12 protein-coding genes, 1 tRNA gene and 2 pseudogenes are annotated in these 15,417 nt (G+C 67.9%); 8 read left to right on the top strand and 7 right to left on the bottom strand.

Going from position 1 to position 15,417, the window contains the following annotated elements:
• Window positions 1–86: 86 nt before the first annotated feature.
• Window positions 87–1,337, bottom strand: a complete 1,251-nt coding sequence (gene fmdA, locus ACFC09_RS21700) for a formamidase (RefSeq protein WP_376530735.1) — start codon at window positions 1,335–1,337, stop codon at window positions 87–89.
• A gap of 77 nt (window positions 1,338–1,414) precedes the next feature.
• On the bottom strand, window positions 1,415–1,894 hold the full coding sequence (locus ACFC09_RS21705; protein ID WP_376530737.1) for an FmdB family zinc ribbon protein: 480 nt from the start codon (window positions 1,892–1,894) through the stop codon (window positions 1,415–1,417).
• 536 nt (window positions 1,895–2,430) lie between these two features.
• On the opposite strand from ACFC09_RS21705, the gene ACFC09_RS21710 reads away from it, so the two are divergent.
• Complete coding sequence (locus tag ACFC09_RS21710) at window positions 2,431–2,835, top strand: TraR/DksA family transcriptional regulator (RefSeq protein WP_376530740.1); 405 nt, start codon at window positions 2,431–2,433, stop codon at window positions 2,833–2,835.
• A 173-nt stretch (window positions 2,836–3,008) separates the two neighbouring features.
• Here the strand turns inward: ACFC09_RS21710 and ACFC09_RS21715 are convergent, their stop codons facing one another.
• On the bottom strand, window positions 3,009–3,464 hold the full coding sequence (locus ACFC09_RS21715) for a GNAT family N-acetyltransferase (RefSeq protein ID WP_376530742.1): 456 nt from the start codon (window positions 3,462–3,464) through the stop codon (window positions 3,009–3,011).
• Window positions 3,465–3,881: 417 nt separating this feature from the next.
• On the opposite strand from ACFC09_RS21715, the pseudogene ACFC09_RS21720 reads away from it, so the two are divergent.
• From ACFC09_RS21720 to ACFC09_RS21740, 5 genes and pseudogenes are all read left to right on the top strand, one after another.
• A pseudogene (locus ACFC09_RS21720) lies at window positions 3,882–4,335 on the top strand (integrase); the annotation flags it as partial.
• Window positions 4,336–4,723: 388 nt separating this feature from the next.
• Window positions 4,724–5,686, top strand: coding sequence for a UDP-glucuronic acid decarboxylase family protein (locus ACFC09_RS21725; protein ID WP_376530745.1), 963 nt, complete (start codon window positions 4,724–4,726; stop codon window positions 5,684–5,686).
• 268 nt (window positions 5,687–5,954) lie between these two features.
• On the top strand, window positions 5,955–7,589 hold the full coding sequence (locus ACFC09_RS21730; RefSeq protein WP_376530748.1) for a glycosyltransferase family 2 protein: 1,635 nt from the start codon (window positions 5,955–5,957) through the stop codon (window positions 7,587–7,589).
• A 113-nt stretch (window positions 7,590–7,702) separates the two neighbouring features.
• Window positions 7,703–8,809, top strand: coding sequence for a UDP-glucose 4-epimerase GalE (gene galE, locus ACFC09_RS21735; protein ID WP_376530752.1), 1,107 nt, complete (start codon window positions 7,703–7,705; stop codon window positions 8,807–8,809).
• Window positions 8,806–10,155, top strand: a complete 1,350-nt coding sequence (locus ACFC09_RS21740) for a UDP-glucose dehydrogenase family protein (protein ID WP_376530755.1) — start codon at window positions 8,806–8,808, stop codon at window positions 10,153–10,155. The genes galE and ACFC09_RS21740 overlap by 4 nt, the downstream gene beginning before the upstream one ends.
• Here the strand turns inward: ACFC09_RS21740 and ACFC09_RS21745 are convergent.
• Both ACFC09_RS21745 and ACFC09_RS21750 read right to left on the bottom strand, forming a co-directional pair.
• Window positions 10,122–11,819 carry a right-handed parallel beta-helix repeat-containing protein gene (locus ACFC09_RS21745; protein WP_376530757.1) on the bottom strand — a complete coding sequence of 566 codons (1,698 nt, stop codon included), beginning with the start codon at window positions 11,817–11,819 and terminating at the stop codon, window positions 10,122–10,124. The two genes, ACFC09_RS21740 and ACFC09_RS21745, sit on opposite strands and share 34 nt — an antisense overlap.
• Window positions 11,820–12,001: 182 nt before the next feature.
• Window positions 12,002–12,412, bottom strand: coding sequence for a hypothetical protein (locus tag ACFC09_RS21750; RefSeq protein ID WP_376530759.1), 411 nt, complete (start codon window positions 12,410–12,412; stop codon window positions 12,002–12,004).
• 140 nt (window positions 12,413–12,552) lie between these two features.
• Here ACFC09_RS21750 and ACFC09_RS21755 point away from each other — a divergent pair.
• Window positions 12,553–13,098: pseudogene (locus tag ACFC09_RS21755) on the top strand (integrase); the annotation flags it as partial.
• 1 nt (window position 13,099) lies between these two features.
• On the opposite strand, the gene ACFC09_RS21760 reads toward ACFC09_RS21755, so the two are convergent.
• On the bottom strand, window positions 13,100–14,350 hold the full coding sequence (locus ACFC09_RS21760; protein WP_376530762.1) for an MFS transporter: 1,251 nt from the start codon (window positions 14,348–14,350) through the stop codon (window positions 13,100–13,102).
• A gap of 459 nt (window positions 14,351–14,809) precedes the next feature.
• Between ACFC09_RS21760 and ACFC09_RS21765 the strand changes: the two genes are divergently transcribed.
• Complete coding sequence (locus ACFC09_RS21765) at window positions 14,810–15,094, top strand: integrase core domain-containing protein (RefSeq protein ID WP_376530765.1); 285 nt, start codon at window positions 14,810–14,812, stop codon at window positions 15,092–15,094.
• A gap of 178 nt (window positions 15,095–15,272) precedes the next feature.
• Here ACFC09_RS21765 and ACFC09_RS21770 read toward each other — a convergent pair.
• Window positions 15,273–15,357: transfer RNA gene (locus ACFC09_RS21770), tRNA-Leu, on the bottom strand.
• Window positions 15,358–15,417: the final 60 nt, after the last annotated feature.

A 15,417-nucleotide genomic window follows, 5' to 3' on the forward strand; every position in this document is an offset into this window, starting at 1 on the left:
GCGGCAGTCGGAACCGGCCAAGCCCAGATGCTGCGGCCACGGAGGCATCTTTCGAACCAGCCCGAGCGGAGAGTTCGACGTCGCGTTCAGAATGAGGCTTTAGGCGCTCCTTGTCCCGGGTCGATCCTCACGGGCCCGTCACTGCTGGGGGCGATGGGGAAGTCGAAGATGGCCGTGGGGATGTACACCGTCGCACAGGAGTTGGGGATGTCCACGACGCCGGAGAGCCGGCCCTCGATGGGAGCTGCGCCGAGCAGGAGGTATGCCTGCTCGGGGGCGTAGCCGAACGTTGTCAGGTAGTCGATCGCGTGCAGGCACGCCCGCTGGTAGGCGAGATGAGAGTCGAGGTACTTCTGTTCTCCGTCGAGGGTGACGGAGGTCCCGGAGAACGCGATCCACTGGGAGTACTGCGGGTCCGTGTTGCCTGGCAGGAAGATGGCGTTCTCGGCGACGCCGTAGGTCTCCATGCCGCCGGGGATGAGGTCGACGCGCAGATCGAGGTAGCCGCCCATCTCGATGGCGCCGCAGAAAGTGATCTCGCCGTCGCCCTGCGAGAAGTGCAGGTCGCCGACGGACAGGTGAGCACCGTCGACGTACACCGGGTAGAAGACCCGGGTGCCCTTGGTCAGGTTCTTGATGTCCTGGTTGCCGCCGTTCTCGCGGGGCGGTGCCGTGCGCGCGGCTTCGCCGGCGATGCGGTCGAACTCGCCTGCAGGGACGCTGCCGAGGATGGCGGAGTCGGGCTGTGGCGGCAGTGCAAGTGGGGGTACCCGGTCCGGGTCGGTCGCGATGAGCGCAGCCTCGCGGGTGTTCCAGGAGGCCAGGAGTGACTTGCTCGGCGCTGTTCCCATGAGGCCGGGATGGACGATTCCGGTGAAGGAGACGTGGGGTACGTGCCGGGATGTGGCCACGCCGCCGGAGAAGTCCCATACGGCCTTGTAGGCGTCGGGAAACTGCTCGGTGAGGAAGCCACCGCCGTTGCCTCTGGCGAAGATCCCGGTATACCCCCAGCCCTGACCGGCCAGGGGACCGGTCTCCTGCGGGATGGGTCCCACGTCGAGGATGTCGACGACGAGGAGGTCGCCAGGCTTGGCGCCCTCGACTCCGATCGGCCCCGACAGACGGTGCACGGAGTTGAGGGGGGCGTTGAGGATGTCCTCAGCCGAATCGTCGTTCTTGATCGCGCCGTCGAACCACTCGCGGCAGTCCACCCGGAAGGACTCACCGGGCTTGACCATGACGGCGGCCGGGATCTCCGGATGCCACCTGTTGTGGCCCAGCAGCTCTTGTTCGGTGAACGGCCTGGTCGAGTCGAGAGGGAAGATCACATCAGGCATGTCGGCTCCTGTCGCAGGAAGAGGGGCATGGGTGCCGTCCCCTTCGCGGCTCGTCGGCGTGGGGCGGCGACGCGTGGTCAGGGACGGGGAAGCTTGGCGTGCAGGGGGTTGTGGGAGACGGGCCCGGGTGATGTCCTACGGCTCGGCAGCGCCTCCACGACAGCGGGCTCGCTCGCGGTGCGCTTGGTCGCGTCCAACAGCTTCATGGCGGTCGACGAGCCGGCGCCGAGGTGAGGAGCGGAGAAGATCCGCCGCGCGGTGCCGCCGCACGCGCTGCAGTCCAGCCAGGCGGGAACCGAGGCCATCGGGAAGACGGCATCGGTGTCACCGCAGTCCGCACAACGGAACGCGTATGTCGGCAAGGACGTGTCACTCCTTCGGATCCTGACCGAGGGGCAGGACGCTCTCCGATCGGCGGGCCCCGTCGGTGTTCCTTCCCCAGCTCCGTGACAGGGGTAAAGCTGACTTGCGGACTTGAGGGATGGCGACAAGCACCGATCCGGCTGCCGCTCCGGACTTCTTGTCTCTCGTCCCACCGGCTCTCCGGCTCTCGGCACAGCCCCACACCACGGACTGGGGTGTACAGGCAGGCCGCCATGTAGGCAGTTCTGCAGGTCGGTTCCTTGGCTCCGCCTACACGTCTACAACGCCGGCGTCCTGACCGGCGACCAGGCTGGCCCGAGCGACGCACTACTTACCCCGTGTGGCTCAGGCAGACAGCGGCGGGAGAAATCGGGAGACCGCCGGAAAAAGCCCTGCTGAACCGTGATCTCCCTGGCCTTCAGCGGTCCGTGGCCCGCGGGCTGCCGCTCGTCGAGCACGCCCAGAATCCGCTGGTAGTCCGGCGCCGGCAGCGTCGCCGGCAGTCCTTCGCGCCGAGGCGGCCCGACCGAGCCCGGCACCGGCGCGGGCGCGGAGTACTCGGGATCTTGATAGTGGTTTCCCGAGTCGGAGCTCTGACGCAGTTGTCCATGGTCCCGGCGGGCCGGCGCATCCCCCCTGCGGTGACCGGCCGGCGTGGTGCACTCGGCCCAGGCGGCGGGGCGCGGGTGGCTGGGGGAATCACGGACCGGGAATCGGCGTTGTCGCACGCATGGGCGATACATCCCCGCACGATCATGACGTGCGCCCGTCCGACGTCGCGGCGGTCCGCGCGCGCCTTGCGGCCGATCGTGCCGAAACCCTCGCACGCGCGGCCGCGCTGAGCCGCGAATTCGACGGGATCGTCGCGGCGAACGCCTTGGTCGCGGTTGATGACGAGCACGACCCCGAGGGGGGCAGCACCGCCTTCGAGCGGGCCCACGTGGCCGCTCTGATGGCGCGGGCACGCGAGCACCTGGAAGAACTGGACCGAGCACTGGAACGACTCGAACGAGGACAGTACGGACAGTGCGAAGGCTGCTGCGCGACGATTCCTCCCGAACGCCTGGAGATCCGTCCGGCGGCCACCACCTGTGTGCGCTGCGCCCGGTCGGACCCGCCCCGGCCTCCGTCCTGACGTCCCCCGTGCCTCCGGCCGAGGTACATAGCCATCAGCTCCTGGTCCGTGCGCGGGCCGGGGGCTTCGCTGTGTCCCGGCCGCAAGGGGTCGGGCACTGGTCGACTTCCAGGGCCCCACCAAATTGCTGGTGCTGTGACCACCGGAAAACTCTCCGCAGTTTCCGTATGAACTCACGCAGCGGAAAAGACGAGCCGTAGAACGATCTCACCGTCGTCGATTTCCCCAGTGGGCTCGAACCCGAGCTTCTGGTAGAAGGGCCACGGTTCGCCGTCGCCGGGATCGTAGCTGGTCAGCAGCTCGGTGGCGCCGTCCGCGCGAACCAGGTCGGCGATCCGGGTGAGTGTCTCTCGGCCGATCCCTCGCCTCTGGTGCCGCTTGTCGATGAGGAGGCGCCAGATGAAGTGCCGCCCTTTGTAAGGACCAGCCGGCGGCTTCCACGACAGCATCACGAAGCCGACTGGCTCGTCGCCGATGTACACGGCGCGGTACCAGGGATTGGCCTCCGGTTTCTTTGTCGCATCCTTGAGCGACCTGGACACGGAGGCGACGAATTGCTTCTGGTCACGTCGGACGCGGAGGGCACGAACGGCATCCCGGTTGTCGTCGGTGATCTCTCGCAGGTGCACGCCTGGGGACCTCATGCCACATCCCTTCCTGCATCCGGCGGCTGCCCCGTCCTGGCCGGCGTGAAAAGCCGCCGCCGTGCGGCAGTGCACGCACTATCAAGGACGTCAGGTCGGACATCTTCGCAGAATATTCGACGCAGAGGTCCTGGAGCGGGACTGGCACGCCGGGTTGTGTCCGCTCTGAGGCAGCTGCTTCGACCTGGGCAGACACTCCAAGATCCTGTCCACGAACAGTCCACAGACCCCGACATTGCGGGTGCCGATAAATCATCCGCGCAGTTCAGCGCGCTCAGGACTGGCACACACGGGTCTGAAGGAGCGAGCGAATTGAACGTGCTCAATTCCACTCTGCGCCTGCCGAGAATGTCATCCATGCAGTTCAAGGGCTTGTTCGGTGCTGCGGCAAGATGAGCACTCGTGTTGCTTCGTCTCGCTTACCTGACCATCTCCAACGCGTTCGCCGTGCCGCGGCTGCTACCGATGAGCGACCGCGACAAGGACGCGGAGATTCTCGCCCTGCGTCACCAGATCATGGTCCTTGAGCGGCAACTCGGTGGGGACCGGGTGAAGTTCGCCTCGGAAGACCGAGCCTTCCTCGCCGCTTTGCTGGTGCCGCTGCCACGACAGGTTCTGCGCCGACTCCGACTGCTGGTCCAGCCCGACACCGTGCCGCGATGGCACCGCGACCTGATCACGCAGAGCCACGTCCGCACCTACCGACCCAAGAGGTCAGGCCGCCCGCCCACCCTTCGCCCGATCCGCATCCTGATCCCTGCGCCTGGTCCGGGAGAACCCGTCATGGGGCTACCGCAGAGAGCACGGCGAACTCGCCACCCTCGGCGTCAAGGTCGGCGCCTCCACCCTCTGGGAACCACGAGTACCGACACGCTGCCTGACCTGGCCGGATGACATATTCGGCAGCCGCAGTGCCAGGCCCTGGACCGGTGGATCGCGAAAGCCTTCGTCCCCGACCGGCCCGGGTCGCCATCGCCGTACCGCCCGTGTCCGGCAACGACGCAGAGTGGTTTCGTTGGACTCGCCGATGCGGTACCCAAGCCAGTCGTTCACTCCATCGGTGCAGGTATCTGCCGCGAGGGATTCGGCCGAGCCGGTAAAACGCAACCGCAGCACCGCTCGCAGTGGGCCGACCGGCGGTATCTCTACACCTGAAGCCGGATTGTCATATCGGTTGATTTTATATCTTTTCTTCTTGTCTGTGCCTTGCCTTGGCCAACTGTGGCGACATCGATGGGAGAAACATGCGTGTCGTGGTGACCGGGGGTGCGGGATTCGTCGGGTCGCATCTCTGCGAAATCCTGCTGCGCAGAGGGGATGACGTGGTCTGCGTCGACAACCTGTCCACCGGACGGGCCGAGAACATCGCCGCGCTGAGCGACCAGCGCGGCTTCACGTTCCTGCGTGCGGACGTAAGCGACGGCTTCGACGTGCCGGGGCCGGTGGACGCCGTCGCCCACCTCGCCAGCCCGGCCTCTCCGGCGGACTACCACAAATTCCCGCTGCAGACCCTGGCCGTGGGCAGCCGCGGCACCGAGCACGCCCTGGTCCTCGCCCGTCGGCATGAGGCACGCTTCGTGCTGGCCTCGACCAGCGAGGTGTACGGCGATCCACAGGTCCATCCGCAGCCCGAGGAGTACTGGGGACACGTCAATCCCGTCGGGCCGCGCAGCGTGTACGACGAGGCCAAGCGCTACGCCGAAGCCGTCACCACCGCGTATGCCCGGCACTCAGGCGTGAACACCGGGATCGTCCGCATCTTCAACACCTACGGTCCGCGCCTGCGCCCCCACGACGGCCGGGTCGTCTCAAGTTTCATCCGGCAAGCCCTGGGCGGCGAGGCTCTGACCATCTACGGCGACGGACTGCAGACCCGCAGCTTCTGCTTCGTCGACGACCTCGTCCGCGGCATCGTGGCGATGCTGGACTGCCGTGAGCCTGGACCGGTCAACCTCGGCAATCCCGATGAACGCACCGTCGTGGAACTCGCCGAACTCGTCTTGCGCATTACCGGATCCCGCTCGCCCGTCCAGAGTCTCCCGCTGCCCACGGACGACCCCGTGCGCCGCTGCCCGGTCATCGTCAAGGCCCTCGAACGGCTGGCGTGGAAGCCCGAGATCGACCTGGAAGAAGGTTTGCGGGCCACGGTGTCCTGGTTCCGTTCCTACGGAGTGGAGCCGGCCGCGGCAGCCGGTCAGGCGCGGTGACACCGATCGTACCGCCGCGAAGGAAACCTGTGCCATGACACCCCCTGTATCCGTATCTCCTGAAACCCTTGCGCACGCCGACAGTGCCGCATCCTCGGTCCCGGACCTGGAGGAACTCCATCATGACTTGCGGAGACTGTCGGCCGGGCAAGTAGCCGACATTTCCGCCGACGGGCCCCTGTTCTCCGGCCGCCGCCCCGTACGCAGGGTAGCTCCCACCACGTTCCGGCCCGCGCTGAAGCCGTCAGACCAACGCCTGGTCGTTCTTTTGGCTACCGGCTGGGGCCTGTACACGCTCCTCTTCTGGCAGTGGTGGCTCCTGCCGCGGCATCGCACGACGCTGACTGCGCTGGCCGTCAACAGCGGGCTGCTGGCCTACTTGACCCTGCTGCCCCTGGCATTCATCATCGCGGTTCTGCGGCTGCGCCGGGTCAACCCCGAGCTGCCCCTGCCTCGGCTGTCCGTGGCGTTCGTGGTGACCAAGGCGCCCTCCGAGCCCTGGTCTGTGGCCCGCACGACGCTGACTGCGATGCTCGCCCAGCGGTTTCCGCATCCCTACGACGTGTGGTTGTGCGATGAGGACCCGACCCCCGAGGTCGATGCCTGGTGTCGCGCGCATGGCGTACGTGTGTCCTGCCGGAACGGCGTCGAGGGCTACCATCGCTCGACCTGGCCGCGCCGTACCCGGTGCAAGGAAGGGAACCTGGCCTGGTTCTACGACCGCCACGGCTACGACCATTACGACGTGGTCGCCCAACTCGACTGCGATCACGTGCCAGAGACGACGTATCTGGCGGAGGTGGTGCGGCCCTTCGCAGACCCGGCGATCGGATACGTTGCCGCCCCGAGCGTCTGCGACGCCAACGCGAACGCTTCCTGGGCGGCCCGCGGCAGGCTGCACCGGGAAGGGGTCTTCCACGGCCCCTTCCAGCTCGGCCACAACGGCGGCCTGGCTCCTTCCTGCATCGGGTCCCACTACGCCGTACGCACCGCCGCGCTGCGGGACATCGGCGGCATCGGCCCCGAACTGGCCGAGGACTTCTCCACCACCTTCCTGTTCAACTCCGCCGGCTGGGCAGGTGCCTTCGCCATCGAGGCAGAGGCACATGGTGACGGGCCCGTCACCTTTTCCGCGATGATCACGCAGGAGTTCCAGTGGTCGCGCAGCCTGGTGACGTTGCTGCTGGGCCTCTTCCCCCGCCACGCGTCCCGGCTTCCCTGGAAGCTACGGTTGCGCTTCGCCTTCGCCTTCAGTTACTATCCGCTGCTAGGTTTCTCGACCGCGACGGCCCTGACTCTGGCACCGATCGCCGCCATGACCGGGGTGCCGTGGGTGCGGGTGAACTACCTCTCCTTCCTGCTCCATTGCTGCTCGATGTCCATGTGGCTGATGGCACTGACCTGGCTCCTGCGCCGCCGAAACCTGCTGCGCCCCCGCGGAGCGCCCCTGGTCAGCTGGGAGAGCTGGTTGTTCGCCCTGGCACGCTGGCCCTTCGTCGCCTGTGGAACGCTGTCGGCGGTCTGGGTCAGACTCCGGCCGCGCAGCCTGACCTTCAAGGTCACACCCAAGGCACGCCAGCCCGCCGCTCCCCTGCCCCTACGGCACGTCCTGCCTTACCTGATCATTGCGGCGGTTCTCGGCAGCTCGGCCCTTATCGGTGAAATCAACGGTCCCGCTTTCGGCTGTGTCTTCCTGTGCCTGCTTGGCGCCGTTACGTACACCGTGGTGGGCTGCTGGGTCTGCCTGCTGCACGCCGCGGAGACCGCCGACGCCACGAACAGCCGTCGGTGGCAGGCTCTGGCCACCGTCCGCGCGCCGCTCGCGCTGGTCGCCCTGACTGCCTCCCCGCTGGTCCTCACTGTGCTGATCCTCCCCAAGTACCTGGCGGGCCTGCTCACCTGAGTGGCTCACCTGGCGCGGATCGCCGCCGGGCGATGGTGTCCGGGCCGGGCAACGCACCTCTCATTCCGTCCTCCTTCATTCCCGCCCTCGATGCCCAACGGAGGTGTCCTTCCATGTCCCAGCCGCGCACGATCCTGGTGACCGGAGGTGCCGGATTCATCGGCAGCCATACCTGCGCAGAGCTCCTCTCGCGCGGCCACGACGTGGTCGTCGTCGACAACCACGAAAACAGCGTCCCTGAGGCGCTCCACCGTGTCGAGTCGGTGGCCGGCCGCCCCCTGACCGCCGCCTACGTCCTGGACGTCCGCGACCGCGAAGCCCTGTCCAACGTCTTCGCCTCCCACCCCGTCGACGCAGTGGTTCACTTCGCCGGCCGCAAGGCGGTGGCGGAGTCGGTGCGGATGCCCGTGGAGTACTACGACACCAACGTCGGAGGCACCACCGCGTTGCTGGAGGTGATGAGTGAATACCACGTGCACCGGCTGGTGTTCTCCTCCTCTTGCTCCCTGTACGGCGCCGCCGCCCACATGCCCCTGGCCGAGGACGACCGGGTGGCACCCGTCAACCCCTACGCACGCTCGAAGTGGATGTGCGAACAGATCCTCACCGACGTGTGCGCCCACCGGCCCGAGTTCACCGTGCACGCGTTGCGCTACTTCAACCCAGTCGGGGCTCACCCGTCCGGGCTTCTGGGGGAGGACCCGCTCGGCGTGCCGGACAACCTCATGCCTTACATCGCACAGGTCGCCGCGGGCCTGCGCGAGCACGTCACGGTCTTCGGTGACGACTGGCCCACCCCGGACCGAACGGGTGTGCGCGACTACATCCACGTCATGGACGTGGCCGATGGACACCGGATCGCACTGGAGCATCCCGCACCCCCGGGACTGCACGTTCTCAACCTGGGTAGTGGACAGGGTACTTCGGTGCTCCAGCTGATCGAGGCATACCAACATGCCTCCGGCCGGTCCGTGCCGTACCGCATCGGCCCCCGTCGCCCGGGTGACGTGCCGGAGCTTGTCGCCGACGGGTCCGCCGCGGCCGACACCTGGAACTGGCACCCGATCCGTGACCTCGCCCGGATGTGTCAGGACTCCTGGCGATTCCAGGTCGACAACCCCCACGGATACCGAACCCCCGGAGTCCCCCGCCCCGCCACCGAGCCCCAGGCCACGACCGGGCCGATCCGCCTGCACGCCACCCCCGGGAGCGACACATGAAACTGACCGTCATCGGCACTGGTTACCTCGGTGCCGTCCACGCCGCCTGCATGGCCGAAATCGGACACGAGGTCCTTGGGGTCGACGTCGACGAGGCCAAGACCACCGCCCTCGCAGCGGGCCGGACACCGTTCTTCGAACCCGGCCTGCAGGAACTCCTCAGCCGCGGCATCGACTCGGGCCGGCTGCGCTTCACCACCTCGCTGCAGGAAGCAGCCCGCTTCGGCGGCCTGCACTTCCTGTGTGTCGGCACACCTCAGCGCCCCGACGGACTCGGCGCGGACCTACGATACGTCGACGCGGTCGTCGACGCTCTGGCTCCGCACCTGCCACCCGGCGCGCTGATCGTCGGCAAGTCAACCGTGCCCGTGGGCACCGCCGAACGGCTCACCGCCCGGCTGCGGGCAGCCGGAGCGCCGGAGGTCCATCTCGCTTGGAACCCGGAGTTCCTTCGTGAGGGCCATGCCGTCATGGACACGCTGCGACCCGACCGGCTGGTCTTCGGAGCCGGCTCCCGCTGCGCCGAGACGGTCCTGCGCGAGGTGTACGCCCCGCTGATCCGTTCCGGAGTGCCCTACGTCGCGACCGACCCGGCCACTGCGGAAATGGTGAAGATGGCGGCGAACTCGTTCCTCGCCACGAAGATCTCCTTCATCAACGCGATGGCGGAGGTCTGCGACGCGGCGGGCGCTGACGTCACGGTCCTCGCCCATGCGTTGGGATACGACGATCGCATCGGCCGGTCCTTCCTGAACGCCGGGCTGGGCTTCGGCGGGGGCTGCCTGCCCAAGGACATCCGGGCCTTCCGCGCCCGGGCCGCCGAACTCGGAGTGGGATCGGCCGTCGCCTTTCTGTCCGAGATCGACGAGATCAACCACCGGCAGCGCCGCCGCACGGTGGAGCTCACCGCCCGCCTGGCGGGCGGCAGCCTGCCCGGCCGGCGCATCGCCGTACTCGGCGCGGCCTTCAAGCCCGACAGCGACGACGTCCGGGACTCCCCGGCCCTCGCAGTAGCCGCCCAGTTGCACCGAGAGAAAGCCGTGGTCCGCGTCCACGACCCGCAGGCCCTGGAGAACGCGCGCGAGGTGTACCCGCTGCTCGACTACGTCTCACGCGTCGACAAGACATGCGAGGGCGCTGACGTGGTCCTGCACCTGACGGACTGGGCCGAGTACCGTGCCCTCGACCCGGACACCCTCACCCCGCTGGTCTGCCGGCCGTGCCTGCTCGACGCCCGCAACAGCCTGGACGCCGACTTCTGGATTCGCGCCGGCTGGCAGTACGCGGCACTGGGCCGGCTCGGCGCCCTGCCTCACGTGCCGTCGGACGCCTCGGCAATCACCTGAGGCTGAACGGCGCCCGCCGCGGGCCGCCGGCCGAGCCGGTGGCCCAGCACATCGACGGGCCCGGGATCGACACCGAACCGGGCCCGCAGATCGACGGCGGGCCGCCGTGCCGCAGGGCACGTCGGGACCAGCTCCTTGGCCGCCGGAAGGGCACGCACGGCCGAACCGCCCTCGAAACACGGGTCTCCCGCGACCCCGACGGTCTCGGCCGCGACGGTCTCCTGGCCTGTGGCAGCCCACCAGCCGCCGGGCGAGGAGTAGAAGGCCCCCCGCCACTCCACAGCACGCGGGGCGTTCGGCGCGAAGTAGTGATTGCCCTGGAACACCACCTCGCGCAGAATCCCGGAGGCCACCACCAGCGGGGCCCCGTCGGTGACGAACTGGTTGTTCCAGAAGGCCACCGACCGCGGTCCCGGAGCGATCATGACGGCCGGGGTGCGCAGGGAGCCGTTGAGCGCCGCCACCACCGTGTTGTGCAGGACGTGCGCGCCGCGCACATAGCCGCCGACGTAGAATCCCCCGTACGGGGCGAGCCTTCGGGCGTCGCGGGAGCTGACGTTGAAGCGCATCACGTTCCCGCGGGACGGTCGCTGCGCATCGGAGGAGTACAGCAGGAAGCCCGCTCCGTCGTTCTCGTAGGACAGGTTGTACTGGACCACTGAATCGCTCGTTCCGAGGTCGAGCCCGAAGCCGTCGCCGTCGGCATTGCTGTTGGAGTGGTTGCGGTACGACACATTGTGCTCGATGACGAGTTTCCTGGAGCCGTACGCCCACATGCCCTCCGGCCCCTCTTTGGCCGCAGCCGAGGAACGGGCCCCGTTGTCGTGCGTCGAGGAGTTGCGGACCCCGCCCCCGTCCACCGACCCAAGGATGATGCCGCTGCCCGTGTTGCGGTCGGCGGTGTGCGGATCGCCCGCGTTGTGATGTGCCTCCACCCCATCCACGACGACATCCGCGTGTGCGTAGCTCTCCTGCGCCCCGGCCTTCACCGGTGCCAGTCGATAGGTGATCAGGCCGGCGTCGCGGTTGCCGTGCAGGACGCTGTGCGTGACGCGTACATCTCGAAACCCCCAGCGTTGCGCGCCCAGTTGGACGCCGTGCCGGAAGCCGGACACGTCCACTCCCGACACCACGATGTGTGCCAACCGCTCGGGACCCGGCAGGTCGTTGTAGAAGCTGATGCCGCCGTCCTGGAACGCACGGGCGGACCCGCCCCGCACGATCAGGTCGCGCACCTCCACGCCCGCGGTGCCCACGACCTCGATGGCCGGCCCCTTGGCCGACACGATGGTCGCCCGTCCGCGGCCGTACGAACCCACGATCACGGGTTGCCGGGGCCGGCCGGCCTCGCCCCCGTCCAGCCGCAGCGAACCCTCGAACCGGGCCCCGCCGTGCAGCAGCAGCCGGTCACCGGGCCGGTAGCGGACCTGATCCGCCTGGTGGAGCGTGCGCCACGCCGAGCCGGGGCTCGTTCCGTCCGCGCTGTCGTTTCCATGCTCGCTGACGTAGAAAGTACGGGTGCCCTTGGAGCCGTACAGGCCCCCGCGCGGATGATAAGGCTCGGGCAGCATCCCGCAAGCCGACACCAGGCTCAGCGCGAGCAGCGCTGACAGGATCGACCCGCGATACCCTCGCTGTCCCCGCGCCTCCGAGTCCCGCTCCATCTGGCACACCCTTCATCCCACGGTCTGCCCGCAGTGATCGCCTCGTGGTGCGGCCACTGTGACTTGCGGACTACTGCACACCACCGACCTCTCCCGACCGCGTGAGACAGTCGGTCACGCTCCCCACGACCGCCTGAATGGGCCTTAAGTCACACCGCGACGACAAGTGGAACCAGCCACCCTCACCAGGACGCCCACCCATATCCGACGAACTTCGCGACCAGATCATCCGACTCGGCGCCGAGAACCCCTGATGGGGCTTCCAATGCGTACATGGCGAACTCCGCCGACTCGGGCACAGGGTCAGCCCGGCCGCCGTCCGCCGCATCCTGCGCGCCGCCGACCCCAGGCCGACCCCGCGCCGACATCGGGTGCGCGGTGAGTGAACCGCCTTCCTCAAGACCCAGGCTCACGACCTGCTCGCCACCGACTACTTCCACGTCGACACGGTCGGTCTGCAGCGGCTGTACCCACTGTTCGTCATGGAGGTCCGCACCCGAACCGCCCACATCCTGGGCGTCACCGCGCACCCGACCACCGTCTGGGCCACCCAGCAAGCCCGCCAGCTGCTCCGGCAACTCGGCCACCTGCATCAGGCTTCACTCACCTGATCCGCGACCAGAACGCGAAGTTCACGGCCTGCGGGTGCCGAAAACCCCATCCATGACCTGTGACCTGCAGATCCTCCCGAACGGTCAGTGATCGCAGGACGGGAGTGTCAGGCTGGTGGACCGTGCTGTTGCGATTGCCCTACCTCGCCGTGTCGAGCGTGTTCGCCTTCATACGGCTGCTGCCGACGAGCGCTGTGGACAAGGACATCGAGATAGTGACGCTGCGCCACCAGCTGGCTGTCCTGCAGCGGCAGACCGACAGGCCACGCATCACCCCGGCGGACCGCGCATTCCTGGCCGCGCTCCTGCACCGGCTCCCCAGGCCCAAGCTGCGGCAGTTGCATCTGATCGTCTCGCCGGAGACGGTCGTGAGATGGCACCGTGACCTCATGCGTCGTCGACACGCTGACGCCTCCCGACGCAAGCGGTCTGGCAGGCCGCCAACACGTCGCAGTATTCCGGCCCTTGTCCTGCACGTGACCCGCGAGAACAGCCCTTGGGGGTAACGGCGCATCCACGGCGAACTCGCCGTCCTCGGCATCAAGATGGCACCCTCCACGGTCTGGGAGATCCTGCGAGCGCACGGAATCGAGCCGGCGCCTGAACGTGATCGCCCAACCCGGGCCGCGTTCCTGCGCGGCCAAGCCCACGCGATCCTGGCCCGCGATGTCAGGAGGTGGCCGAGTCCCCCTGAGCCGAGGCCGGTGCAGCTCTCCTGGTTCGGGCCTCTTGGTGTTCGGGGTCGCGCGGGGACGAGATGACGACCTCGGAGCGGCGTGGTCCCCGGTCCATGATGCCGCCAGTGATGGCGAGGCCGAGGCCGGCCAGGGCCAGGGCCGCGCCGACCAGCGTGGGTGAGGCCCAGCCCCAGCCGGCCGAGATGACCAGGCCGCCCAGCCAGGCGCCACCCGCGTTGGCCAGGTTGAACGCGGAGTGGTTCGAGGCTGCCGCCAACGTCGGCGCTTTGTCCGCCTTGGCCATCAGCAGCATCTGCACGGGTGTGGTGATCAGCGCGCTCAGCGCGGCGATGAGCGTGAGGGTCATGAGCGCGGGCACCGTACTGTGAACGGCGAAGTAGAAGGTCCCCAGCGCTACGGCGAGCAGGGTCAGCCCGACATAGAGCGTCGGGCGCAGCGCCCGGTCGGTGAGCGGGCCCGCTACGAGGGTGCCGAGCGTCATGCCGACGCCGAACAGGGCGAGAACCAGGGTGGTGGAGGAGTCGGAGATCCCCGTGAGGTGGGTCAGCATGGGCACGAGGTAGCTGTAGACGGCGAAGAATCCGCCGAACCCGATGACCGCTGTGGCCAAGCCGAGTGCCACCTGTCTGTTGCCCATGGCGCGCAGTTCGTGCTTGATGCCGGACTGCGGGCCGCGCGGTTGGTGCGGGACCAGGCAGAACAGGGCGATGAACGCCAGGACGCCGATGACGGCGACCGCTATGTACGCGTACCGCCAGCCGAGTTGCTGGCCGAGGGCGGTACCGGCGGGAACACCGACGATATTGGCCACTGTCAGCCCGAGGAACATGGTCGAGACGGCACGGGCCGCCCGGTCGGGCGCGACCAGCCGGGAGGCGACGACAGCGCCGACGCCGAACAGGGCGCCGTGTGGCAGGCCCGAGAGGACGCGCGCCGCGAAGAGCAGACCAAAACTGGGGGCGAGCGCAGAGGCGGTGTTGCCGATGACGAACAGTCCGGACAGGAGCAGCAGCAGTCTCTTGTGCGGTATGCGGGCGCCGATGCCGGTCAGCAGGGGGGCGCCGACGACGACACCGAGCGCGTAGGCGGAGACGAGGTTGCCCGCGTGCGGTACGGACACGCCGACACTGTCAGCGATCTGGGGCAGCAGCCCCATGGTGACGAACTCGGTCGTCCCGATGCCGAACGCGACGAGAGCCAGGGCCAGCAGAGCCAGGGGCATGGCGCAGGAGAACCTTCCCGGGAGGGGTGGGTGTGTCGGGTTTGCGCGGCGGGCCTCGTCGCCCGGGCACAGGAAAGGGAGAGTCGGCCTGCCGACCCTCCTGATCACAGCACGGCCAGAGGGCTCCGCATTCCTGGGCGGGGCGGCGCACGGAGTGACGTATGTCGCAACGGGAGACGCCGATGCTTCGGGCCGCGGTGGGCCATGTCGGAGCGCCGCGCGGCGGCCAGGATTTCGGCTCTTTCTCCGGCGGTCCATGGCCTTCACGAACGTGTACCGATCGGCGCTGCCGACGCGTTCGAGGACCTCTGACCGTGACCATGCTCAGGTCTCTGGGGCCAATGCCGTGACTCCGTTCCGAAAATGAACGGTGAAGTCGTAGGCCGCCGAGCGGTGTAGTTGATGTGGTTAGCCTGCCTTGATGGGGTCGACGCCGTCTTCGCGAGCGAGGACAACGCCGTGGTCAAGATCCCCCCATGCAGCCCCAACTGCAACCCGCACTCCGAACGATTCGTGCGATCAGTGCGCGAGGAGTGCACCGACAGACTGTTGATCTACGACCGCGGCCACGCCGAGAAAATTCTCCATGCGTACGCCCGCCACTTCAACGGGCATCGGCCCCACCAAGGCCGAGATCAATTGGCGCCACTCGACGACCCGAACGTCATCCCCTTCCCGACCAGCCGGATCGAATGCCGCCAAGCCGTCGCCGACCTCATCAACGAGTACCGCCAAACCATTTGATCAACTGGCATCGCTGCAGGTTAGAAGCTGTGCAACCATTTTGAAGCGGTACGAGACCGTCGACGCAGAGAAGAAGAGCCCACTCTACAAAGCACTCGGGATCACGATCAGCTACGAATACGCAGGTAGGGCCGCGACTGTTAGGTCGAGGCCCTCGTCAGCGTATCGTTACAGCGAGTGTCCGAGGGGGGACTTGAACCCCCACGCCCGATAAAGGGCACTAGCACCTCAAGCTAGCGCGTCTGCCATTCCGCCACCCGGACCAGGTGTCTGTCGACTTGCCGGGGGTGTTCCCCGGGGCGACATGGACAACAATACCAAGG

The sequence above is a fragment of the Streptomyces sp. NPDC056161 genome (genome assembly GCF_042268025.1).
Taxonomy (GTDB): Bacteria; Actinomycetota; Actinomycetes; order Streptomycetales; family Streptomycetaceae; genus Streptomyces.

Bases quoted from the DNA above. Each gene is read 5' to 3' on its own strand.
- ACFC09_RS21710 (WP_376530740.1), top strand. From the start codon at position 2,431: ATGGGCGATACATCCCCGCACGATCATGACGTGCGCCCGTCCGACGTC.
- ACFC09_RS21745 (WP_376530757.1), bottom strand. From the start codon at position 11,819: ATGGAGCGGGACTCGGAGGCGCGGGGACAGCGAGGGTATCGCGGGTCG.
- fmdA (WP_376530735.1), bottom strand. From the start codon at position 1,337: ATGCCTGATGTGATCTTCCCTCTCGACTCGACCAGGCCGTTCACCGAA.
- ACFC09_RS21750 (WP_376530759.1), bottom strand. From the start codon at position 12,412: ATGCAGGTGGCCGAGTTGCCGGAGCAGCTGGCGGGCTTGCTGGGTGGC.
- galE (WP_376530752.1), top strand. From the start codon at position 7,703: ATGTCCCAGCCGCGCACGATCCTGGTGACCGGAGGTGCCGGATTCATC.
- ACFC09_RS21760 (WP_376530762.1), bottom strand. From the start codon at position 14,350: ATGCCCCTGGCTCTGCTGGCCCTGGCTCTCGTCGCGTTCGGCATCGGG.
- ACFC09_RS21740 (WP_376530755.1), top strand. From the start codon at position 8,806: ATGAAACTGACCGTCATCGGCACTGGTTACCTCGGTGCCGTCCACGCC.
- ACFC09_RS21725 (WP_376530745.1), top strand. From the start codon at position 4,724: ATGCGTGTCGTGGTGACCGGGGGTGCGGGATTCGTCGGGTCGCATCTC.